The following is a 22,779-nucleotide window of genomic DNA, read 5'->3' on the forward strand; positions in this document are numbered from 1 at the left end:
TGCAAGCTTGGCTGCACAGCCAAAACCCTTGGAGCTCAATCAAGCCAGTCGAGCCGAGCTTGAATCGATGCCGGGCCTGGGGCCGAGTTTGGTCGAACGCCTGCTGGTCGAGCGAGCCAAGGCGAGCTTCGTTGACTGGGCCGATATGCGTTCGCGGGTGAGCGGCCTAGGCGCAAAAACCGCCAAGAAACTCTCCGCGATGGGCCTGCGCATCAATGGGCTCGCCTACCCCGATTGACCGATAGTTCCGGGCACCGTTTCGGCAAAACCGGCCTTGCGCCGTCGCATCGAGGCCGGATCGCATTGCAAGGCCTGCGCCGGCCAGCCAAAAAAGGCCTGCACCTCGGCGCGCCGCGCCAGCGTGTCGCTCATGCCCAGATTGATCAACTCGCCGGTGAACGAGGGTTCGAACAGCAAATAGCTGGTCAAGGCCGAGCCGCTGGCACCCTTGCCCTCACCCGCCACGCCGACACTGCGCAACAAGCCCTTGATCGCCGGCGGCAGGCTGCCCTGATGCTCGGCAGCCAGGTCATCCAGGCGCCGGCTCGGCGCAATCACCAACACATCGATCGGCCGCAGCGGCGTCTCCGCGCGGGCATCGGGCGGCAACAAGGACAGCGTGTTATTGATGCGCTGCAAACGTTCCACATCCACCGCCAGCGCGTCCAAGAAGATGTTCGACAAGGCATGGCCGGCGATTTGCGCCATGCTGGGGTGGCCGCTGACCAGTTGCGCGCGCCGAGTCCCCGGCGGCTCATGCATGCGGCCGGCGCCTATCACCAAGACTTTCTCGGCGCCGAGATGGATGGCCGGTGAGATCGGCGCGCTCTGACGCATAGAGCCGTCACCAAACCACTCGGCCTGCCCGTCCAGATCAAGCGATTGGGCCGGAAAGATGAAGGGGATCGCCGATGAGGCCGTCAGGTGCTCGACCGTCAGTTGCGCCGGCACGGCAATGCGTTGCGACCGCATCCAGGGCGTGATGGTCTTATGGGTTTGATAAAACGTAACATGTTGGCCCGACGTGTAGCTGGAGCCGCTGATGGCCAGCGCATGCATATGGCCGGCGCTGAGCATTTCGTCCACGCGCTCCATCTTCACCCAGCGATGCAGCAAGGCGGCCAAGGGGGAATTGTCGAGCAGGCTACGCGGCTGCGTGCGCCGCCAACGAGCGACCGCCCAGCCCAGGCTCATCATCGTCAACCAGCGGGCGCCGGTGCGGATGATGCCAAAGGCGTCGGCGCTGTAGATTTGATCGACATGCAGGTTCTGCCAGAGGTGGACCAGGCCGTCCACCGCGCCATCGAAGTCATCGGCATGGCAGGCCAAGGTGGCCGCATTGATGGCGCCGGCCGAAGTGCCGGCGATGATGGGAAAGGGGCTGGCGCCGCTGAGGCCCGCGTCACGGCGCAACTGCGCCACCGCCGCCAGCACGCCCACCTGGTAGGCCGCACGAGCGCCGCCCCCGGTGAGGATGAGTCCGCAAGGCCCCACCACAGGGTGCTGGGGCGCTGGCGAATCGCTGGGTTGAGGATGAGCGTTTGGCATGGTCGGCAATGCGCTGAATCATCGCCTATTTGCGCGCGCTCTAGCCTCCAAACAAGGGGCAAAAAAGCAAGTAAAGCGCCCCGGGTCCTCAGTCGTAGATGATTTGCGACACCGACCCCGGCTTGGCATCCTGTGTTGCGAGCCTGAGCTGAGCCAAGGCCTCATCGCAGGGCCAGAATCGGCTGTCTTCACCCAACTCGATCTTGAACTCCGCACCCTCTTGCTCGCCAGACAAGAAATGGTGAGTGATCATTTTGAGGCCCTGCGCGACCTGACCCTGCTCGGTACTCGTCACGCGCGCCGGCCATTGCTTGATGACGTCTTGCAGCGCCGGCAGCTTGGCTCTCACCGGCACATAGAAATACTTGCCGAAGCGGGCGCGCGCACCGGCCAGGTCCCAGACCGCCTGCACATTGAAGCGAAAGCCCCCGGCGAAACGGTCCATCTGCACCTTGCCTTGCAGGATCAGCAACTCGTCATCGACCAACAAGTCCTTGTGCAAATTCAGCAGTTCCTCGTTGGCCACCGCCTCGATGAAATCGCTCTTGTCGTCAAGCTTGAAGATCGCCACACGGCCGCGATTGCCATTGATGACGCGCAGATCGCTGACGATGCCGGCCAGCATCACCACCTCGCGGCTCTGCGCCGCATCCTCGATATTGGCGACCCGGCGCTTGACCATGCGGCGCACTTCCTCGCCGCTCTGATCAAACAGATGGCCGCTCAGGTAATAACCGATCGCGGTCTTCTCCAGCGTCAGCCGCTCCTTGATGCTCCAGGGCGCGGCCTCGACCAGATCGGGCTCGGCGGTGCTCGACGCATGCGAGTCGCCAAAGTCGAACAGCCCGCCCTGATCGGCATTTGCTTCTTGCGTCTCCGCATGGGTGTAGCCGCGCGCCACGCTGGCCAGCAGGCGCGCCCGGTCGGGCTGCAGGGCGTCGAAGGCACCACCCTTGATCAAGGCATCAACCACCCGCTTGTTGACCGCCTTGCGGTCGATCCGGTTGCAGAAATCATAAAAACTCGTGAACGGGCCGCCGCTTGTGCGCACCGCCACGATTGACTCGATCGCGCCCTTGCCCGTGCCCTTGATCGCCCCAAGGCCGTAATTGACGCGCTTGCAGGGCTTGGTAGGCCCGGTCGTGGGCTGCCCGTCGTTGGGCAAGATTGGCGAGATCGGCTCGAACCGGTGCACACCGAGATTGACGTTAGGCGGCTCGAAATCGATGCCGAACAGCTTGGCATCATTCATCAAGACCTTGAGCTTCTCGGAGTCGTCGGCCTCGATGGTCATGTTGGCGGCGAAGAACTCGGCCGGGAAATAGGCCTTGAGCCAGGCCGTGTGATACGACAGCAAGGCATAGGCAGCCGCGTGCGACTTGTTGAAGCCGTAGCCCGCGAACTTCTCCATCAAGTCGAAGACTTCGTCGGCTTTTTCAGCGCTAATGTCCTTCTCGGCCGCGCCCTTGCGGAAGATGCCGCGATGCTCGGCCATCTCCTCGGCCTTTTTCTTGCCCATCGCCCGGCGCAGCATGTCCGCGCCGCCCAGGCTGTAGCCGCCCAGCACCTGGGCCGCCTGCATCACCTGTTCCTGGTAGACGAACACACCGTAGGTTTCCGCCAGCACCTGGCCCAACAGGGGATGCGGATACTCGATGACTTCCTTGCCATGCTTGCGCGCCACAAAAGAAGGGATCAGGTCCATTGGCCCGGGCCGATAGAGTGACACCAGCGCGATCAAGTCCTCGAAGCGCGAGGGCTTGGCGTCCTTGAGCAGGCGCTGCATGCCGGGCGATTCGAACTGGAACACGCTCTCCGAGTAACCGTCGCTGAAGAGCTTGAAGACCTTGCGGTCGTCCAGCGGCACGGTCTCCCATTTGAAATTCTTTTGCTCCGGGTAGCGGGCAATGATGAAATTCTTGGCCAACTCCAGAATCGTCAGCGTGGCCAGACCCAAAAAGTCGAACTTGACCAGGCCCACCGCCTCGACGTCGTCCTTGTCGTATTGGCTGACCGCGCTGTTCGAGCCGGGCTGCTGGTATTGCGGGCAAAAGTCGGTGATCTTGCCGGGCGCAATCAACACGCCCCCGGCATGCATGCCGATATTGCGCACCATGCCTTCGACGCGGGCGGCCAGCTTGAGCAACTCGGCCACTTCTTCTTCCTGTGCCTCGCGCTGATCGATCTCGGGCGCCTCATGGCGCGCGTAGATCATCTTCTCCTTGGCCGGGTCGAAGTTCTCCGGCAGCTTGGCCAGCGTCACCGTCTTGCCGGGCGGCGCGGGGATCAGCTTGGCGATCGAGTCGACCTGGCCATAACCCATGCCCAGCACGCGGCCGATATCGCGCAGCGCCGCCTTGGCCGCCATGGTGCCGAAGGTCGCAATCTGGCTGACCGCCGGGCGGCCATATTTGTCCTTGACATAGTCGATGACGCGGTCGCGGTTGCCCTGGCAGAAGTCGATGTCAAAGTCGGGCATCGAGACCCGTTCCGGGTTCAAGAAGCGCTCGAACAGCAGGTTGTATTGCAGCGGGTCGAGGTCGGTGATCTTCAGCACATAAGCGACCAGGGAGCCCGCGCCCGAACCCCGGCCGGGCCCGACCGGGCAGCCATTGTTCTTGGCCCACCAGATGAAGTCCGACACGATCAAGAAGTAGCCCGGGAAGCCCATCTTCACAATCGTCTCGAGCTCGAACTCCAGGCGGGCGATGTAACGCGGCATCTGCTCGGCGCGCTTGTCCTCGTTCGGGTAGAGCAGCACCATCCGCTCTTTCAGCCCCTCATGCGATGCATAACGGAAATAATCATCGGGCGTCATCTTGACGCCGTCGACCAGCGGGGTCGGGAACTCCGGCAGCTGCGGCTTGCCCAGCACCAGGCTCAGGCTGCAGCGCCGCGCGATCTCCACCGTATTGGCAATCGCCGAGGGGATGTCGGCAAACAGCGCCTCCATCTCGGCCTGGCTGCGGAAAAACTGACCCGGCAAAAAGCGTTTGATGCGCTTGGGATTGGTCAGCGTCTCGCCTTCGGCCACGCAGACACGCGCCTCATGGGCCTCGAAGTCCTCGGTGCCCAAAAACTGCACCGGGTGGGTGGCGACGACCGGCAGCCCCAATTCGGCCGCGAAGGGCACGCTGGCCTGCACCAGCGCCTCTTGGCCGGCCAGCCCGGCGCGCTGCAGTTCGATGTAGAAGCGCTGCGGGAAGATCTCTTGAAAGCGCCCGGCCCAATCGAGCGCGCGCGGCTTGTCACCGGCCAGCAAGGCGGCACCCAGGCCGCCAAACTGCGCGCCCGACAGGCAGATCAAGCCTTCGTTCAACTCGCTCAGCCATTCCCATTTCATGCAGGCTTGGTTGCGCTGCACGTTTTGAATCCAGGCTCTTGAGAGCAGCTCGCACAGGTTCAGGTAACCCTGCTTGTTTTGCACCAGCAGCAAGAAACGGCTGGGGTTCTTGTCCGAGCCTTCCGGCTCCAGCCAGCAGTCGGCACCCAAAATGGGTTTGACGCCCTTCTTGCGCATGCCGCTGTAGAACTTGATGCCGCCAAAGAGGTTGGCCAGGTCGGTGATCGCGCAGGCGATTTGCCCGTCCTCGGCGGCCGCGGCGGCCGCGTCGTCGATTCTGAGGGTGCCGTCAACGACGGAGAATTCGGTGTGGGTGCGGAGGTGAACAAAGGCCATGGGCGTGATTGTAAGGAGGCATCATTTTTGCTCCGACTTTCGAGGCATGCACGGCGAATTCGCCGATGGTGGGTGCTGCTCGCTTCCGGCTGATTTGCTCTACCCGCACGATGCCGGGAGTTCGCCCCGGCGGGCGACCCACTTCTCTTGCTTCGCCAAGAGAAGTGGGCAAGAGAAGGCGACCCTGCCGCATGGCCCTGCGGGTCCGCTCGGTGCTCAAATTTGCCGGGCCGCGCCCAACTCACTGCGCTACGCTCCGTTCAGACAAGGGGCGCGAAGCCAGTTCTTGAAGTCGCTGCGCGACGCCCGGCAAATTCTGCGCTCCTCGCCCATGCAGAAGGGGTTTCCCAAGAACACGGCTCGCTGCGCGTCGCCTTGATGGGTGCTGCGCTGCGCGCTGGCACCTCGAAGGTCGAAGGCTTCAGGGTCAAGTCTTGCCTATATTCTGAGACCTGACCTCGAGTGCCGCGCTAACTTGCTATTCCGCGCGCAATGCCAAATCAATGTGATGCGCAATGACAAACCATTCCGAGTCCATGCGTCGCCACACAATCAGGTAGGGTCGCCGCTGTTTTTCGCCATTGAGAGTGAGGTGGTACTGCCCGCCAAACACTTGAACCTCGCAATGGCTGCCAAAGCCGTAGAACAAGTCTTCGGTCTCGAAGCGTGCCCCCCGAGCTACCAACTGCTCTTGCAGGTACAGGCGTACCCAGGCGGGGCCTAGGTAGGAGATTTGTCCGCGGTTAGGCGCCACAACGATGGCATCCGGCGCATAGATCGCCAGCGCCTGATCCACATTCCCGGCATTCAGGGCAAGCAGCAACTTACGGTGGCGATTGAAGATTTCGAGCGTGCGGGCTTCTTCGAGCGAGCGGGCTTCATCAAAGCCTTCCACGCAAGAGGCGCTGGGGGGGGCTGCGGGGGCAACTGGGGTAGGCGGAGCCTGAACCGCGCAGCCTTGAATCAATAGTGCGCTGAGCGCCAGAGTGAAGGAAGAAGCTGTGAAGCGCATAAATCTGAGTCTCCCGAGAGTTTGAGGACACGCCGCCGAAATTCGCCGTCATGTTTCAAATATATAGGCAAAACCTGACCCTCACTACAAAGACATACGAGGTGCATGCGCGCAGCGCATGCACCCATCGAGGCGATGCGCAGCGAGCCGAATTTATTGACCCCCCTTCTGCATGGGCGAGGAGCGGAGAATTTGCCGGGCGTCGCGCAGCGACTACAAGAACTGGCTACGCGCCCCTTGTTTGAACGGAGCGTAGCGCAGTGAGTTGGGCGCGGCCCGGCAAATTTGAAAAAGGCCGGGGTCAGGTCTCAAACCCAAAGGCCTGCCGGCCTTTAGACGCTTCTTTTGCAAGCCGGAAAAAGCTGGCCCCGGCCGCAATGCTTACTTTCATTCTAAGCGGATATCCCGACACTCAAAGCACCGGCTTGAGCGGTGCTTGCGCGCAGCGCAGCACCCTTCGAGGCGACGCGCAGCGAGCCATGTTCTTGGGCGTTCCCCCCTTCTGCGTGGGCGAGGAGCGGAGAATTTGCCGGGCGTCGCGCAGCGACTTCAAGAACTGGCTTCGCGCCCCTTGTCTGAACGCAGCGTAGCGCAGTGAGTTGGGCGCGGCCCGGCAAATTTGAGCACCGAGCGGACCCGCAGGGCCATGCGGCAGGGTCGCCTTCTTTTGCTTACTTTTCTTGGCGAAGCAAGAAAAGTGAGTCGGCCGCCGGGCCGAACTCCCGGCATCGTGCCGAACGAGCAGCAGCGCCAAGACGCGCCGGATAAAAAATTGACGAAGGGGTCAAGTCTTGCCTGCATGTTCAATATCTAACCCCGGAAGGCCCGTCGCACCGGAAGCCACCCTGCAAAGGACGTATGCTGCCGCACCTGGAGAAGACCCCAAGATGCCAACAAAACTCACCCCCCTCATCACGCTGCTGAGCGCGGCCCTGCTGATCAGCACCGGCGCCGGCGCCACGACGACCCACAAAAATACGGCCAAGAAGACGCCGGCGCAAGCTTCGGCAACAGCGAAGAAGAAACCCGCCGGCAAGCCGGCAGTGGCACCCAAACCAGCGGCCACCGCCAAACCCATCCCCAAGCCACGCAGCGGGGCCGAAATTCTGGCGCAGTCCCCGGACAGCCACTGGCGCGGGCTTGACCCCGAGAACACCTTGCTGATGGAACTGCCGCAGGGCCAGACCAAGGGTCAGGTCTTGATCGAACTGGCACCGCGCTTCGCGCCGCTGCATACGCTCAATATCCGCGCGCTGGCCCACGGCGGCTACTACGACGGCTTGGCCGTCGTGCGCGTGCAAGACAACTTCGTCACCCAATGGGGCGACCCCAATGCCGACGACACCGCGCTGGCCAAGCCCTTGGGCGCCGCCGCCCCCAAACTACCGGCCGAATTCTCGATTCCGCTGAAAGACCTGCCGCTCGCCCGCCTGCCCGATCTGGACGGCTGGGCGCCGGTAACGGGTTTCGTCGACGGCTTCTCCGTCGCCGCCGACCCCAAGACCGGCCGGGCCTGGCTCGCGCATTGTTATGGGGCGGTAGGTGCCGGCCGCAGCGATGCGGTCGACTCCAGCACCGGCGCGGAGCTGTATGCGGTGATTGGCCAAGCGCCACGTGGCTTGGACCTGAACATCACCCTGGTCGGGCGCGTGCTGAAGGGGATCGAGTTGCTGGCCAGCCTGCAGCGTGGCGGGCCGAATATGGGTTTTTACGAGCAAGCCGAGCAACGCCAGCCGATCCAGCGCGTTCGACTGCTGGCCGATATGCCGCTCGAGGATCGCCCTGCCCTGCAGGTGCTGCGCACCGACAGCAACACCTGGACCGAACTGCTGGCCTCAAGGCGCAACCGTGGCGGCTGGTTTGTGCACAATCCCAATCATGTCGATCTGTGCGGCATCACCCCGCCGACCCGGCCGGCCCCGACGACCAAGCAGTAGTAGTAGTAGTAGTAGCAGTAGCCACAGGCCTGGCTTGATTGCAGCGCGACAGTGCAAAAGCACCGAAGCGCGTTTGCTGATCCAACTCGGCAAAAGCCTCGCCGACCAAGGCGATCAGGCGCTGCGGATCGGCGACCTGGTTGCGGTCGGCGAACATGCTGACCTGCACCTGCCCGGCATAAGACATCAGCGCAAAGCCCACGCCCATGGTGCCGGCCTGCGGTACCCAGCAAATAGCGCCCTGCAGCAGCGAGCCGGCCAGATAGCGCGGCTGCGGCGGGCCCTCCACATTGGTCAACACAACCGAGCCCTTGGCCGTGAAGAGTTTGAGCAAGACGGTTTGCAGGCGCGCCGGCAAATAGCCGCTCAGGCTCAAAAAGAACATCGTCGCGTGCGGCTGATGCGAGGCCTTGATGGCATTCATGCGCGCGCTGGCCAGCGCTAACCTGTCAAGCGGACGGGATCTGTCGCTGGGCAGATCCATCGCCACCAGGCCAAAGTGATTGCCTAGCAAAAAGGCATCGCCCTTGTTGCGCAAATTGAAGGTCACGGCCGCCCGCAAGGAGTTCTTGGCCGCCGGCTCGCCGCGCTCTTGCAGATAGGCACGCAGCGCGCCCGCCACCGCCGCCACCCACACATCATTGACGGTGGCCTGCATGCTCTTGGCAATGCCGCGCACCAGATCGAGTGGCATGGCCGGCAGTTGCAGCAGGCATTTGTCGCCACTCAGCGGCCGCTTTAGCGAACTGCGGCGATCCGGTATCAACAAAGCCAAACGGGCCAACTGCGCGGTGATGCGGGTCCAGAACACAAGGCGATGCAGGCGCTTGCACAGCAAGGCCGGGCCTTGGGGCTTGGCATGGGCCGGGTGCCATTCCAGCGAGGCTTGGCCCTCGTGCTTGATGCTGTCATCGGTCAGATGCTTCAGCACATGAACCAGGCCCAGCCCATCGGTGATGCAGTGATGCAGGCGAAACAAGATCGCAAAGCCTCCGCCCGCGCGGGCAAGCACCTGCATATGCCATTGCGGTCTGTCCTTGGCCAAGGGCAGCAAGGCTTGCCGCCCAAGCAAATCATGCAGCTCGCTCTCGGTGAGCGAGGGTGCCGAGGCATCGAAGGCCAGATGCCGTGCAATTTCAAAGTCAGGATCATTGATCCAGCGGGCCTTGGCCAGCAGCCCGCCCCGGCTCACGCACACCCGCTGAGTAAAACGCGCGTAATTGGGCAGGCGCTGCGCGATCGTGTCGCGCAGCTTGTTGAAGTCCAGTGCGCCCTCGAACATCAACACGCTGTTGATGACCATCAGATTGCTCGGCCCGTCCATGCGGAACCAGCAATAGTCGCGCCGCGACATCGCTGCATCTGCGCAATCGCCACGCGGCTTTTGATCCAGCATCTTGATGCCCCTTGCTTGGCTTGTTTTTGCAGCCGCCGATGATGGCGGCAGGAGCGCCGAAGCGGGCCGACTTTGCAAGCCAAGCTATTGGCCCTGCATACCCTCCATTCGGAGAGGCGGGAAAGCCCTGATCAAGCGAGAACGCGGCGCAATCTGTCGCTGAGCAAGTCCACCAGCGCGACCAGCAGCAGCATCGCGAGCAGGACGGTGGCGGTCTTGTGCATATGGAACAGCCCCATATGAAAGGCCAGCAGCTGACCCAGGCCGCCCGCGCCCACCACACCGAGCACGGCGGCGGCGCGGATATTGTTCTCCCAGCGGTACAGCGTGTAGCTGATCAGCTGCGGCAAGATCTGCGGCAGCGTCGCGTACAAAAACACCCGCAGGCTGCCGGCCCCCTGCACGCGCAGCGCAAACCCCGGCCCCTCGGCGCAGTTCTCGATTGCCTCGGCGAACAGCCGCCCCAGCACGCCGGTGGTATGCACCGCCAAAGCCAAGGTACCGGCGAAGGGCCCGAGGCCGGCCGAAATCAACAGCAGGCTGGCCCAGACCAGCTCCGGCACCGCCCGCAAGGCATTCAAAAGCCAGCGCGTCGGGCGCCGCGCCAGGGCCGCGTCCTGGCCATGCAGGCGAGCCGCCGGCAAGGCCAGCGCCAGCCCGAACAGCGCGGCAATCAAGCTGCCCAAGGCCGACATGGCCAAGGTTTCCAGGCTGGCCCAGCCGACCTTGGCGACAAAAACCGGGCTCAAATCGGGCGGGAAGAACTCCGCCACAAAGCGCCCCATGCTGCGCGCGGCGTCCGCCGAAAACATCTGCGCCCATTGCAGATCCAGCGAACCGAAGCTCGCCACCACCAGCGCCAGCATGGCCAGCAGCACGGCCAAGCCGCGGCGACTCAGCTGCGCTTGAGGCGCTGGGCAGGGTTTCATGCCAGGCCCCGCCTGATGCCGGCGCTCAAGGCATCGGCCAGGGCCACCAAGAGCACAAACACCAGCAGCATGGTGGCGACCTCGCCGCCATTGAACATCTTCATCGACGAGTCGATCTGCTGACCCAAACCGCCGGCGCCAACAAAGCCCAGCACCACCGAGGAGCGAATCGCGCATTCCCAGCGGTAGACCGTGTAACTGCTGAGTTCAGCGGCATTCTGCGGCAGCAAGGCGTAGAAAAATGCCTGCACGCGCCCGGCCCCATTGCGCAACAAGGCGCGCGTGGGCTCGGTGTCGCCGCTCTCCAGCACCTCGGCATAGACCTTGCCCAACATGCCGGCATAGCTGAGCGCAATCGCCAGCACACCGGCGGTCACGCCCAGGCCAACCACGCGCACAAAAATCAAGGCCCAGACCAGCTCCGGCACGCTGCGCAACAAGATCAACAGCCAACGCACGCTCAGGCGCAGCAGTGCCGGCCCCCTCGCCATGCGCCCGCTCAAGGCCGAGACCGAGAGGCTGCGCGTGGCCAGCAGCGCCAGCGGAGCGGCCGCCAACAAGGCAAGGCTGATACCGGCCGTCGCGATGGCCACCGTGCGCCAGGCCTCGCGTGCGACCATTCCCAAGAATTCCGGCTCCAGCTTGGGCGGCATAAAGTCGGCCAAGAATCGCGCCGTAACGGCCAGGCTCTGCGGCTCCAGCAAGACCCAAGGGCGGAACTCGGTCGCGACCATCAAGGGCCAGAGCAGGACCAAGGCGAGGCTGAAGCCAAAAATGCGCCCCAGCCAAGCCGGGTCGCGTGCCGGCACGCGGCCGCTGGCATGCAAACTCATCGGCATGGCGTTGAAAGCAAGGCAGGCCGGGCCGCGGCCGCATCAACCGAGTTGGCCGAGTTGGTCACCGCTGCGTGCAACTCCTCTTCATGCTGGGCATAAAGCTGGGCCAACAAGGCCGGCGTGACCTCGGAAGCCGGCAGGTCGAACAAGACCTGACCCTGGCGCAGGCCCACAATGCGCGGGAAATGCGCCAAGGCCATCTCCACATGGTGCAGCGAGGCCAGCAGCGTCACGCCGCGCCGAGCGGCCTGCTCGATCAAGGTCTGGGCCGCCTGGCTTGTGCGCAAGGGGTCAAGCGCGGACAAGGGCTCATCCATCAGCCACAACTTTGCCGGCGTCACCAAGGCCCGCGCCAGCCCGACCCGCTGGCGCTCGCCGCCCGAGAGCCGGTCGACCCGCTCGAACAGCTTCTCCTCCAGATCAAAGCTGGCCAGCGCCGCATGCGCCGCCGCGATATCGCTGGGGTAGACCAAGGAGCGCAGGCTGCGCAGCAGGCTCCAAGCGGGCAGGCAGCCGGCCAAGACGGCGGTGATGACGCGTTGCCTGGGCGGCAGCGGCGGCATTTGCGGCGCCAGAAACAAGCGGCCGCGCAGCGCCTGCAAGTCGGCCCGGCCGAGCCGCCAAGGCTCGCCATCGTCAAGCCGGTACTGCCCGGCGCTGGGCCGCAGCGCACAGGCCAGCAACTGCAACAAGGTGGTCTTGCCCGCACCCGAGGGCCCGATCACGGCCAGCGCCTCACCCGCGGCGACGCTCAAACTCAAGTCCCGCAGCACGGGCGCTTGCCCTGCGGCCGCGCCCAGCGGGGCGGCGTCGATGGCGGTAAGCGACAGCTTCAAATCAAGCGATCCGGGTCAGAGCAGGTCGGCGTTTTGCGCCGCCGCCTCGATGCCCTTGTAATTCGCCGGCTGAGTCGGAATAAAACGAGTCGCGCGCTGCAGATCAAGAATCTCTTTGCCGGCGGCATCATCGCGGCTCAAGCTCAAAAACGCCTTGGCGATTTTTTCGCGCTGAGCGGCCGGCATGTCGGCATGCACGGTCCAGTTGTAGTCAAAGTAAGGCGGCGTGGTGAAGAAGACCTTGACCCGCTCGGTGTCGACCTTCTTCTCGGCGACGAACTTCTCCCACACAGAGATGTTCAGCGCACCGGCCTGCACCTTGCCGGCGGCGACCGCGGCGATGGTGGCGTCATGCGCGCCGCTATAGGCCAGGCGGCGGAAGTCCTTGTCCGGGTTCAGCCCCGCTTGCAAGACAAAGCTGCGCGGCATCACATGGCCGGAGGTCGAGCTTTGCGAGCCGAAAGAGACATCCTTGCCCTTCAGATCGGCCAGGCTTTTGATGGCCGGGTCGGAGGTGATGAAGACCGAGCGGAACTTGGTGTCTTCCTCGCGCTGCACCAAGGGCAGCATCTTGCCGCCCGAACGGGCGTTCGCCTGCACAAAGGTCAGGCCCCCGAACCAGGCCAGATCAACCTTTTTATTGACCATCGCCTCGACCGCCGCCGCATAGTCGGTCACCGGCGTGAACTCGACCTTCATACCGAGTTGGGCCTCCAGGTAACGCATCAGTGGCGCGGCCTTACGGGACAGCTCGGTCGGCGACTCGTCGGGGATCGCGGTGACGCGAAACACCGGCGTCTGGCCCTGGGCGGACAGGCCCGCCAGGGCCAAGACAGCCGCGGCGAGGGTTTGGTTCAGATAACGGCGATTGACGACGGGCATGACTCACTCCAAATAGAAATCTCAGCCGGCATTGGAACTCAAGTTGGCTGCGGGCGCATGGCGCAACTGCGAAAACCGGCGGCGATATCGTTTCGCGCCGGCGCAAAGAAATTGCGATAGTCCAGATGGCGCATGCGCGGCTGGGTGAACAGCGAGGCGCCGCGCAACACCCGCCGTTGGCCGAACCAAGGCTGCGAATAGTCGCGATAGGGGTGCGCCTGGAAACCGCTGAAGGGCAGGAAGTCACTGGCCGTCCATTCCCAGACCTGGCCCCAGGCAAAGTCGGTGCCCAGCCTCGAGGCGGCGCAATGCCACTCGGCCTCGGTCGGCAAACGCCGGCCGGCCCAGGCGCACCAGGCCTCGGCCTCATAGGCCGTCAGATGCACGGCGGCCTGCGTCAGATGAAGCGGGGTCAGGTCTTGCCAAACACCCCAGCGCTGTAGCTGCCAGCCGCCCTGCTCGCCCCGGCGCAGATAGCGCGGCGCCGTTCGCCCCTGCAAGCAAGCCCGGCCCGCCTCGCTCCACCAACGCGCTTGGCCGTAGCCGCCGCTGTCGACAAAGGCCAGGTATTCGGCCCAGCTGAGCACGCGCAGGTCGATCTCGAAGGGCGCCAGGTCGACCCAGTCCGACTCGGCGCAGCCCAGCTCGTTGTCGAAGTGAAAGCAGTCCCGCGCCGCCTCGGCTTGACCCGGCGCCCAGCGGCAAGCGGACAAAGCGGCCAAGGTCCGCTCGCCCACCAAGGCCTGTGGCTGCCAGCGCGGGTCGGCGATCGGGATGCCGAGGTTTTGCGCCATATACAGCGCCGCCTCGTGATGCATGTCCTCATGCAGCAGCGCCAGGCGGAAGAAGTACAGCTCGGCGGCCGAGCCATCGGCCTGGGTCAAGAGGGTCAGGTTTTGCGCCAGCTGTGCGGCCAGGTCGGCGCGCGTGCTGCTCAGGTCGGGCAGGTCCAGCGTCCAACGCTGCGCATGCGGCACTTGGCTGGAGTCGTACAAGGCATCTGAATTGCCGCGCCGACCGGGGCTTCGCTGAATGGAAGGATCGGCTTGCACCCCCAATCGCCACTGCGGATTGCGGCTCAGCCAGACATCCTGAAACCAGCCGATATGGCCCAGTTCCCACAGCGGCGGATTGAGCTCGGCAGAATAGGGCACCGGCAACCCTGCCCCCAAGGTCCGCTCGTAGCAGGCCAAGGTCTGCAAGGTGTCGGCCCGCGAGTCGGCCAAAGCCTGTTTCAGCCATTCAGCGCCGGCGCTGCGCGCCAATCTGCCTTGATCCATCTTCATCGCGTATAAACCCGTCATGTCTCGGCCCGCCATCCTAATCGTCACCCCAGCCTTTGCCGACGCGAACAATGGCAATTGGCAAACAGCGCAGCGCTGGGCGCGCTTTTTGTCCGAGGACTACCGCGTCACGCTGGCGAAGAGCTGGGAGGCTGGCGACGATCAAGCGCAGCCCGACTTGCTGCTGGCCCTGCATGCGCGCCGCTCCGCCGCCAGCGTCCGGGCCTGGGCCGAAAAGCGGCCGGGCAAACCGCTGCTGCTGGTCTTGACCGGCACCGACCTCTACCAAGACATCCAAAGCGACGCCGCCGCACAGGCCTCTTTGCGCGCGGCCAGCGCGCTGGTCGTGTTGAATGAGCTGGGCCTGCGCGCCCTGCCCGAAGGCTTGCGCGCCAAGGCCCATGTCTGCCTGCAGTCTTGCGCGCCAAGGCAGGCGCTGGCCGACAAACCCAGGCGCTGGCTGCGTGCGCTGATGGTCGGGCATTTGCGCGAGGTGAAGTCGCCGCAGACCTACTTTGACGCAGCCAAGCTGTTGGCGGGCCGCCCCGACATCCGGCTCGATCACATCGGCGCCGCCTTGGAACCTGCCCTGGGTGCGGCGGCACTGGCCTTGATGCAGCGCTGCCCGCAATATCGCTGGCTCGGCGCCCTGCCCCATCAGCAAACGCGCAAGCGGATTCAAGCGGCCCATGTGCTGGTGCACCCGAGCCGCTTGGAGGGCGGCGCCCATGCGGTGATCGAGGCGCTGTGCAGCGGCACGCCGGTGCTGGCGTCCAGGGTCGACGGCAATGTCGGCCTGCTGGGCGAAGATTATCTGGGCCTGTTTGACTGGAACGATGCGGCAGGCCTGGCCGATTTGCTGCGGCAATGTCGCGACGATCCCGCTATGCTGACAGCCCTGCGTAAACAGGCCGACGCACGCGCCGCGCTGTTTCACCCCGATCAAGAAAAGCGCAGGCTGCGCGCCATCGTCGCCGGCCTGCTGAGCCAGACAACATCACTTCAAGAAGGAATAGCGCCATGAGCACCACGGAACCCCGCCTGACCTCGCTCTCCCACGGTGGCGGCTGCGGCTGCAAGATCGCACCCGGCGTGCTGTCCGAGATCCTCAAGGGCACGACCGGCTTCCCGGTTCCGCCCGAGCTGATGGTCGGCATAGAGACCGCCGATGACGCGGCCGTCTACAAGCTCAATGACGAGCAGGCGCTGATCGCCACCACCGATTTCTTCATGCCCATCGTCGATGACCCCTTCGACTTTGGCCGCATCGCCGCCACCAATGCGATCAGCGATGTCTACGCGATGGGCGGGCGACCCATCATGGCGCTGGCCCTGGTCGGCATGCCGATCAATGTGCTGTCGACCCAGACGATTGGCCGCATTCTCGAGGGCGGTGCCTCGGTCTGCCGGGCGGCGGGCATCCCGATTGCGGGCGGCCACACGATCGATTCGGTCGAGCCGATCTACGGCCTGGTGGCGCTGGGTCTGGTGCACCCGAGTCGGGTCAAGCGCAATGCCGACGCACAACCGGGCGATGTGCTGGTGCTGGGCAAGCCGCTGGGTGTGGGCGTCATGTCGGCCGCGCTGAAAAAGGACTTGCTGGGCGCCGAAGGCTATGCGCGGATGATTGCCGTCACGACCCAATTGAACACGCCGGGGCCGGACCTGGCGGCTCTGGACGGCGTGCATGCCTTGACCGATGTGACCGGTTTCGGCCTGGCCGGCCATGCGCTGGAATTGGCGCGCGGCGCTGGCTGCGAGTTGCAGATCGACTGGTCGGCGGTGCCCTTGCTGGAGGGCGTGCGCGACTTGGCCGAGCGGGGCTGCGTGACCGGCGCCTCCGGGCGTAACTGGGCCGCCTACGGCCATGACATCCATTCGACGCCCGGCCTCGATCCGCTCGCCCAAACGCTGCTCAGCGACCCGCAAACCAGTGGCGGTCTGCTGGTTTCCTGTGCGCCTCAGGCGGTGGACGCGGTGCTGGCCCTGTTCTCCCGCCATGGCTTCGAGCAGGCGGCCGTGGTGGGCCGGATCGGGGCCAAGTCAGAGCGGCCGGGCTGCTTGAAAATTGCGTGAAATATTGCTCAAAAATTGCCGCACCGCGCCGATAACAGCTGACAAATATCCGCAACAAGGGTGTCGATCTGCGCCCTGATTCTGGAGAGCCCGCATGAAGATTTCCTCGCGCTTGATGATGTTGGTGAGCATTCTCTCTTTCGCGCTGCTGCTCGTCGGGGGGCTCGGCCTCTACGGCATTTCCAGCTCGAACGCCTCGCTGAAAACAGTCTATGAAGACCGAACCGTCACGGCGGTGCAGATTGGCCAGATCGAGGCCATGGTGGTCAGCAACCGCCTGGCCATCACCATGGCTCTGGCGGATCAAACCCCGCAATCTGTACAGACCGCCATCGGCACGGTCGAGGCCAATATCGCCACCATCACCAAGCTCTGGGACGCCTATGTGCAGACCTATCTGACGCCCGAGGAAGCCGTTCTGGCCAAGGCCTGGGGCACGGATCGCAAGCAGTTCGTGCAGCAAGGCTTGCTGCCGGCGATTGCTGCTTTGAAGGCCGACGACATGCCGACGGTGGAGAAGTTGGTCAAGACACAGCTGCCGGTGCTGTTTGCGCCGGTCAAAAAGGGTGCCGAGGCGCTGATGCAATTACAGATCGACGTGGCGAAGCGGGAGTATGACGAGGCTTCGGCGCGTTACTCGAGCATCCGCTGGGCATCGATGCTGGCCATCGCCTTGGGCCTGGGTTTTTCTGGCCTGATCGGGCTGCTGACCACCCGCAGCATAGGCCAGGCCCTGGGCGCCGAGCCGGCCGAGGCCGCGGCGGTGACGGAGCGTGTCGGCGCCGGTGATCTGAGTCAGCCCCTGGAGCTGCGCCCCGGCGACCACAGCAGCCTGATGGCCAGACTCAAGGCGATGCAGGACAACCTGATCCAGGTCGTCAGCACCGTGCGGCAAGGGGCCGAGCAACTGGCCACCTCAAGCGCCGAGATCGCCCAGGGCAATCTTGACCTGAGCGCCCGCACCGAGCAACAAGCCAGTGCCCTGGAACAGACCGCCGCCTCCATGGAGCAACTCGGCGCCACCGTCAGGCAAAACGCCGACAGTACGCGCCACGCCAATCAACTGGCCGCCAGCGCCTCGACCATCGCCATCGAAGGCGGCAATATCGTCGGGCAGGTGGTGGAGACGATGAAGGGCATCAACGACAGCTCACGCAAAATCTCCGACATCATCAGCGTCATCGACGGCATCGCCTTCCAGACCAATATCCTGGCCTTGAATGCCGCCGTCGAAGCGGCCCGTGCCGGCGAACAAGGACGAGGCTTTGCCGTGGTGGCCAGCGAGGTACGCAGCCTAGCCGGGCGTTCGGCCGAAGCGGCCAAGGAAATCAAGCAGCTGATCAATGCCAGCGTCGAGCGGGTCGAAGCGGGCACGCAATTGGTCGACCAAGCCGGCGTGACGATGGGCGAGGTCGTGAGCTCGATCAAGCGCGTCACCGACATCATGGCCGAGATCGATACGGCCAGCAAAGAGCAGGCGTCAGGCGTGGCGCAGGTCGGTGAGGCGGTCACGCAGATGGATCACACGACCCAGCAAAACGCGGCGCTGGTCGAAGAAATGGCCGCCTCGGCCAGCAGCCTCAGAACGCAGGCGGAGGAGTTGGTGGCCACCGTCGCGGTGTTCACGCTGCGCTGAATTCAGTCGCCAAATAGAAAACCGCCCGGAGGCGGTTTTCTATGCTTCTTGGCCGTCGAAACTGGCCATTACTTGTTTCAGTCCAGCAAGCGGATCTCGACCCGGCGGGCCTCCTCTGCCGTGCCGTCGGCCAAGGTCGACTCGGGTTTGCGCAACAAAATGCGCGCGGCATCCACACCCGCGGCGGTCAGCACAGAGCGGGTCGCAATGGCGCGCTGCTTGGCCAAGTCGGCGTTCTTGACCGCGTCGCCGCTGGCGTCGTGAAAACCGGCAATCACGATCTTGCGAGCCGGAGCTGCCATCAAGGCCTCCATCGCACGGGCCAGATCGGGTGCGGCTTCGACCGGCACGGTCGCTTCGGCAAAACCGAACTGCACGGTCGCCAGCAACTCACCGCTGAGCGGCGCGTCATAAAGCTCGGCATCGGCCATGGCCGCGACGGGAGCCGCAGCAGGAGCAGCGGCGCGGTGGCGCTGTTTAATCAGCACAAAGCTGGTGATGCTGAGCAGCAAAATCGCGATGACCAGGCTGACCACCCAAAGGGCGATGCGTTCGTTGTCGTCTTGATTGTTGGAAGCCATGATGAGAATCTCCAGGAAGTAGCGAAATTGGATGAGTCGAGTTCGATTCGATTCGGATCGGGGCGGATTCTAACGGGCAAGCTCTACACCAGCAGCAGCCCAGCGCAGAACTCGGTGGCATTGGCATTACGCGTCAAGCTGGGCCATGACGATTTCTAGCCAGGTCTAGCCGGTTTGTTTCTCGGTCTTGATGCGAGGCCCATCCAGTCGACAAGCTAATTGGCAACATAGATGGACTCAAGCCCACATAGTTCGCCTTCTTTGCCCTCGTTCATGCGCGGCCGGCTTACGAAGCGCAAGATGGCCGGGGGACCGAAGTTCGCATCGACAGGGTACGCGGAGAGCAGATGGGCCGAGTCGCCCCATATTTTCAGCAAGACTTGACCTAAAAGGGTCGGGTCTTGCCTAAAGCCCGATCCCTAACCCTCAAATCGCCTTCACCATCGACCCGATTTGAACGTCCGGAATGTGTCCGCTCAGGATTGGCGCTCGTAGAGCGAGGCGCGAGGACTCTCGGTTGCCTTTCATGTCAGCGGCCCATTGCCGTCGCTGGGAGCCTACCTAACTTGTGCGGATTAACCCGCTTCGGCTGGCTAGCGCGAATCAATATAGCTGAACCACAAAATGTCGGCATCGATTGACGTTTCATCGTCTGCTTGAGCAAGCGCAAGGCAAACGCCATGCGGATTTACAAGACTAGAACGATGCGAAGGGAGGCAATGTGAAAAAACAAATCGATCATGTTGTTGGACGATTGCGCGAGCGGATCCTGGCGCCGCTGCTGCTGGCCCTACTCATCTCACTGCTGGTTTTTTCGGCAATCGGCCTGTCCGAATATCCCAGTCAGCAAGCGGATCAATTGCGTCGGCGCATCGAAGGCGCAAGCCAGTCCGAATTGCCGACGCCACAACGTTTGGCCTTGGAAAAGGATTTGCTCCAATACGAGACCGACAACCGGATCAAGATCTGGACGGTGATCGTGCAGGCTGCGGGCGGGGCAGCACTGTTGGTGGGAATTATGTTTTCTTGGAAAAATCTGCGCGCGGCGCAAGACAAGCTCGATTTGGACCGCGCCAAGCAAGATACTGACCGCTTCACTCAGGCCAGTGCGCAGCTCGGTGCGCAATTGGCCAATGGCAATCCGAATATCGAGGCGCGCTTGGGCGGGATCTACGCGCTCGCCACCCTGGCCCATGATTCGCCGAACTCTTATTATTGGCATGCAAGCGAGATCATGACGGCCTATGTCCGGCATAACGCCGCTTGGCCTGCCGGCGGACAGCCGGCTGCTCAAAGCAAGCCGCGCACAGATATCCAGGCGATCTTGACGGTGCTCGGGCGCTCGAAGCCGCCATTATTGAAGGATCAGCGACTGGATCAAAAATTGGATTTGCGCAACACCGATTTGCGCGGAGCGGAATTTTGGGATGCGAATCTGGTGCATGCCGATTTTTGGGGTGCGCACTTGGAGGGAGCAAAACTGTGGGGAGCCAATCTGGAGGGTGCAAAGCTGGCGCATGCGCATTTGGAGGGAGCCAATTTGCGCGGCGTCAGATTCGCCGGAGCAGATTTGACCGACGCCTGCCTGGAGCAAGCAGATCTAGCCGGGGCCGATTTAAGCGCGGCGCTTGGCCTAGCTCCCGAGCGATTGAAGAAAATCATCCTGTGACCCGGCCTCGTCAGTAACAGCGAAGGCCGGGGTCTTGAATCTCAAGCTCCAACCTTTTGACGCTCCAACTGTCTGCCGGCCAACGTAAGCTCCGGGCACAGAGCAAACTTCCAATTTCAGCGGGCAATCAGCTTGACCGGGCAGCCTGGTTTCAAATCTTGTTCAAAATCTGGTGAGGCTCAGGGCAACTGCTCTCCCCGCATCATGCCGGGGTTTCGTGCGGGTAGAGCAGCAGCGCCGAATGCCAGGTTTTGACCAAAGCCGAGGGCGGGCGCCCATTGCTGAGCCCCACAAAGGTTCTGCGCTCGCGCTTCCTTGATCAATTGGCTTCCGACAATTGATCCAGGATGAAAAGCGCCCGCAGAGCGGGCGATTGAAGGATTGCCGGGTTCTGTGATCACCCACATCGCTGCGCGATATGAGTGATCCCTAACCCAGCCAAGCGCCGTCGGCGCTGACGCGAGCTGCGCTCGCGTCTCCTGAATCAATTGGCTTCCGACAATTGATCCAGGATGGCTGGGTTTTCCAAAGTACTCGTGTCCTGCGTAACGGCCTCACCCTTGGCCACCGAGCGCAAGAGGCGGCGCATGATCTTGCCGGAGCGGGTCTTAGGTAAATTGTCACCAAAGCGGATGTCCTTGGGCTTGGCGATCGGACCAATTTCCTTGGCCACCCAATCGCGCAGCTGCTTGGCAATCGCCTTCGCTTCATCACCGGTCGGGCGCGCGCGCTTAAGCACGACGAAGGCGCAAATCGCCTCGCCCGTGGTGTCATCCGGGCGACCCACCACCGCCGCTTCGGCCACCAACTCCGTGCAGCTGACCAGCGCGGATTCGATTTCCATCGTGCCCATGCGGTGACCCGACACGTTCAACACGTCATCAATGCGTCCGGTGATGGTGAAGTAACCCGTTTCCGCATCGCGGATCGCGCCGTCACCGGCCAGGTAGTAACCCTTCAACTCCTCGGGGTAGTAGCTCTTCTTGAAACGCTCGGGGTCGTTGTAAATGGTGCGGATCATCGACGGCCATGGCTTCTTGACGACTAGGATGCCGCCCTGCCCGTTCGGCACATCATTGCCCATCTCGTCGACGATGGCCGTCGTGATGCCTGGAAATGGCAGCGTGCAAGAACCCGGCACCAGCGGTGTCGCGCCCGGCAGCGGCGTGATCATGTGACCACCGGTTTCGGTCTGCCAGAAGGTGTCGACAATCGGGCAACGGCCACCGCCGATATGCTTGTGATACCACTCCCAAGCGGCCGGGTTGATCGGCTCGCCGACCGAACCCAGCAAGCGCAGGCTGCTCAGGTCATAACGATCCGGATGCACGGCGGCATTGCCTTCAGCGGCCTTGATCAGCGAGCGAATCGCGGTCGGCGCGGTGTAGAAGATCGAGACCTTGTGCTTCGCTATCGTCTGCCAGAAGCGGCCGGCATCCGGATAGGTCGGCACGCCTTCAAACACGATCTCGGTGCCACCCAGCGCCAAAGGCCCATAGGTGATGTAGCTATGGCCGGTCACCCAGCCGATATCGGCGGTGCACCAGAACACATCGTTGTCCTGCAGATCGAAGGTCCACTTGGTGGTCAGCGCCGCGTGCAGCAAATAGCCGCCGCTGGAATGCTGCACGCCCTTGGGCTTGCCGGTCGAACCGGAGGTATAGAGCAGGAACAGCGGATGCTCGGCCTCGACCCACTCGGGCTCGCAGACCTCGGACTTGCCGGCCATCTCTTCATGCAGCCAATGGTCACGCCCTTCGACCCAGCCGATCTTGCCGCCGGTACGCTGATAGACGATCACGTCCTTCAGCGTTGGGCAGGAGCCGCCGTCCAGCGCCTCGTCAACAATCGCCTTCAATGGCAAGGCCTTGCCGCCGCGCAGCTGCTCGTCGGCGGTGATCACCATCACGGCGCCGGCATCTTGCACGCGGTCACGCAGGCTCTGCGCCGAGAAGCCGCCGAACACCACCGAGTGGATCGCGCCAATGCGAGCGCAGGCCTGCATCGCCGCCACGCCCTCGACCGACATCGACATATAGATGACGACGCGGTCACCCTTCTTGACGCCGCGTGCCTTCAGCACATTGGCCATCTGCGAAACGCGGCCCAGCAGTTCCTTGTAAGTCACCTTGCTGCTGCTGCCGTCATCGGCCTCGAAGATGATCGCGACCTTGTCACCCAAACCGCGCTCGACATTGCGGTCCAGGCAGTTGTAGGAGACGTTCAGGCGGCCATCTTCAAACCATTTGAAGAACGGTGCTTCGCTGTCATTGAGCACCTTGGTGAACGGTGTCTGCCAGGTCACAAACTCACGAGCGAGGCGGGCCCAATAACCCTGGTAATCGGCCTCGGCCTCGGCCACCAATGCGTTGTAGCCGGCCATGCCTTTGACATTAGCCTGGGCTTGCCAAGCGGCGCTGGGCAGATAAAGTTCGTTCTGACTCATGATGTGTTTCCTCTGACAGGAGCGGATTACAAA

Annotated in this window: 17 protein-coding genes; 6 read left to right on the plus strand and 11 right to left on the minus strand. The window is 63.3% G+C overall.

Translation table 11 applies throughout. From position 1 onward, the window contains the following. Nucleotides 1-7 precede the first annotated feature (7 nt). On the plus strand, nucleotides 8-238 hold the full coding sequence (locus tag LNV07_RS15375; RefSeq protein WP_263572036.1) for a ComEA family DNA-binding protein: 231 nt from the start codon (nucleotides 8-10) through the stop codon (nucleotides 236-238). Here LNV07_RS15375 and LNV07_RS15380 read toward each other — a convergent pair. From LNV07_RS15380 to LNV07_RS15390, 3 genes are all read right to left on the minus strand, one after another. After that, complete coding sequence (locus LNV07_RS15380) at nucleotides 226-1,548, minus strand: patatin-like phospholipase family protein (protein ID WP_263572037.1); 1,323 nt, start codon at nucleotides 1,546-1,548, stop codon at nucleotides 226-228. The genes LNV07_RS15375 and LNV07_RS15380 overlap by 13 nt on opposite strands. A gap of 88 nt (nucleotides 1,549-1,636) precedes the next feature. Next, nucleotides 1,637-5,227 (minus strand): DNA polymerase III subunit alpha, encoded by a 3,591-nt coding sequence (dnaE, locus tag LNV07_RS15385; protein ID WP_263572038.1) that lies wholly within the window; start codon nucleotides 5,225-5,227, stop codon nucleotides 1,637-1,639. A gap of 478 nt (nucleotides 5,228-5,705) precedes the next feature. Then, nucleotides 5,706-6,122: a DUF4440 domain-containing protein gene (locus LNV07_RS15390; RefSeq protein WP_263572039.1), complete on the minus strand. Its 417-nt coding sequence runs from the start codon at nucleotides 6,120-6,122 to the stop codon at nucleotides 5,706-5,708. A 1,004-nt stretch (nucleotides 6,123-7,126) separates the two neighbouring features. Here LNV07_RS15390 and LNV07_RS15395 point away from each other — a divergent pair. Continuing rightward, nucleotides 7,127-8,176: a peptidylprolyl isomerase gene (locus LNV07_RS15395; protein ID WP_263572040.1), complete on the plus strand. Its 1,050-nt coding sequence runs from the start codon at nucleotides 7,127-7,129 to the stop codon at nucleotides 8,174-8,176. Here the strand turns inward: LNV07_RS15395 and LNV07_RS15400 are convergent. The 6 genes from LNV07_RS15400 to senA all read right to left on the minus strand — a co-directional run bounded on the left by LNV07_RS15400 (nucleotide 8,136) and on the right by senA (nucleotide 14,359). Then, nucleotides 8,136-9,572, minus strand: coding sequence for a WS/DGAT domain-containing protein (locus LNV07_RS15400; RefSeq protein ID WP_263572041.1), 1,437 nt, complete (start codon nucleotides 9,570-9,572; stop codon nucleotides 8,136-8,138). The two genes, LNV07_RS15395 and LNV07_RS15400, sit on opposite strands and share 41 nt — an antisense overlap. Nucleotides 9,573-9,703: 131 nt before the next feature. Beyond that, nucleotides 9,704-10,501, minus strand: coding sequence for a phosphonate ABC transporter, permease protein PhnE (gene phnE, locus LNV07_RS15405; RefSeq protein ID WP_263572042.1), 798 nt, complete (start codon nucleotides 10,499-10,501; stop codon nucleotides 9,704-9,706). Beyond that, nucleotides 10,498-11,334 (minus strand): PhnE/PtxC family ABC transporter permease, encoded by an 837-nt coding sequence (locus tag LNV07_RS15410; RefSeq protein ID WP_263572043.1) that lies wholly within the window; start codon nucleotides 11,332-11,334, stop codon nucleotides 10,498-10,500. The genes phnE and LNV07_RS15410 overlap by 4 nt, the downstream gene beginning before the upstream one ends. Next, nucleotides 11,331-12,173 carry a phosphonate ABC transporter ATP-binding protein gene (locus LNV07_RS15415; protein WP_397545571.1) on the minus strand — a complete coding sequence of 281 codons (843 nt, stop codon included), beginning with the start codon at nucleotides 12,171-12,173 and terminating at the stop codon, nucleotides 11,331-11,333. The genes LNV07_RS15410 and LNV07_RS15415 overlap by 4 nt, the downstream gene beginning before the upstream one ends. A 15-nt stretch (nucleotides 12,174-12,188) precedes the next feature. Beyond that, complete coding sequence (locus LNV07_RS15420) at nucleotides 12,189-13,055, minus strand: putative selenate ABC transporter substrate-binding protein (protein WP_263572044.1); 867 nt, start codon at nucleotides 13,053-13,055, stop codon at nucleotides 12,189-12,191. A gap of 38 nt (nucleotides 13,056-13,093) precedes the next feature. Then, complete coding sequence (senA, locus tag LNV07_RS15425) at nucleotides 13,094-14,359, minus strand: selenoneine synthase SenA (RefSeq protein WP_263572045.1); 1,266 nt, start codon at nucleotides 14,357-14,359, stop codon at nucleotides 13,094-13,096. Here senA and senB point away from each other — a divergent pair. The 3 genes from senB to LNV07_RS25465 all read left to right on the plus strand — a co-directional run bounded on the left by senB (nucleotide 14,358) and on the right by LNV07_RS25465 (nucleotide 18,050). Further along, nucleotides 14,358-15,362, plus strand: a complete 1,005-nt coding sequence (senB, locus tag LNV07_RS15430) for a selenoneine biosynthesis selenosugar synthase SenB (RefSeq protein ID WP_263572046.1) — start codon at nucleotides 14,358-14,360, stop codon at nucleotides 15,360-15,362. The two genes, senA and senB, sit on opposite strands and share 2 nt — an antisense overlap. Then, nucleotides 15,359-16,414, plus strand: a complete 1,056-nt coding sequence (gene selD / locus LNV07_RS15435; RefSeq protein WP_263572047.1) for a selenide, water dikinase SelD — start codon at nucleotides 15,359-15,361, stop codon at nucleotides 16,412-16,414. Before senB ends, selD begins: the two co-directional genes overlap by 4 nt. A 94-nt stretch (nucleotides 16,415-16,508) precedes the next feature. Further along, the gene (locus LNV07_RS25465; protein ID WP_318013734.1) at nucleotides 16,509-18,050 is read left to right on the plus strand and encodes a methyl-accepting chemotaxis protein; all 1,542 of its coding nucleotides are present in this window, start codon (nucleotides 16,509-16,511) and stop codon (nucleotides 18,048-18,050) included. Nucleotides 18,051-18,127: 77 nt separating this feature from the next. Here the strand turns inward: LNV07_RS25465 and LNV07_RS15450 are convergent, their stop codons facing one another. Further along, nucleotides 18,128-18,631 (minus strand): OmpA family protein, encoded by a 504-nt coding sequence (locus tag LNV07_RS15450; RefSeq protein ID WP_263572048.1) that lies wholly within the window; start codon nucleotides 18,629-18,631, stop codon nucleotides 18,128-18,130. A gap of 721 nt (nucleotides 18,632-19,352) precedes the next feature. Here LNV07_RS15450 and LNV07_RS15455 point away from each other — a divergent pair. After that, complete coding sequence (locus LNV07_RS15455; protein WP_263572049.1) at nucleotides 19,353-20,300, plus strand: pentapeptide repeat-containing protein; 948 nt, start codon at nucleotides 19,353-19,355, stop codon at nucleotides 20,298-20,300. Between the two features lie 484 nt (nucleotides 20,301-20,784). Here LNV07_RS15455 and acs read toward each other — a convergent pair whose 3' ends face one another. Beyond that, nucleotides 20,785-22,746 carry an acetate--CoA ligase gene (acs, locus tag LNV07_RS15460; RefSeq protein WP_263572050.1) on the minus strand — a complete coding sequence of 654 codons (1,962 nt, stop codon included), beginning with the start codon at nucleotides 22,744-22,746 and terminating at the stop codon, nucleotides 20,785-20,787. Between the last annotated feature and the right edge of the window lie 33 nt (nucleotides 22,747-22,779).

The sequence above is a fragment of the Roseateles oligotrophus genome (genome assembly GCF_025717515.1).
Lineage (GTDB): Bacteria > Pseudomonadota > Gammaproteobacteria > Burkholderiales > Burkholderiaceae_C > Paucibacter_A > Paucibacter_A oligotrophus.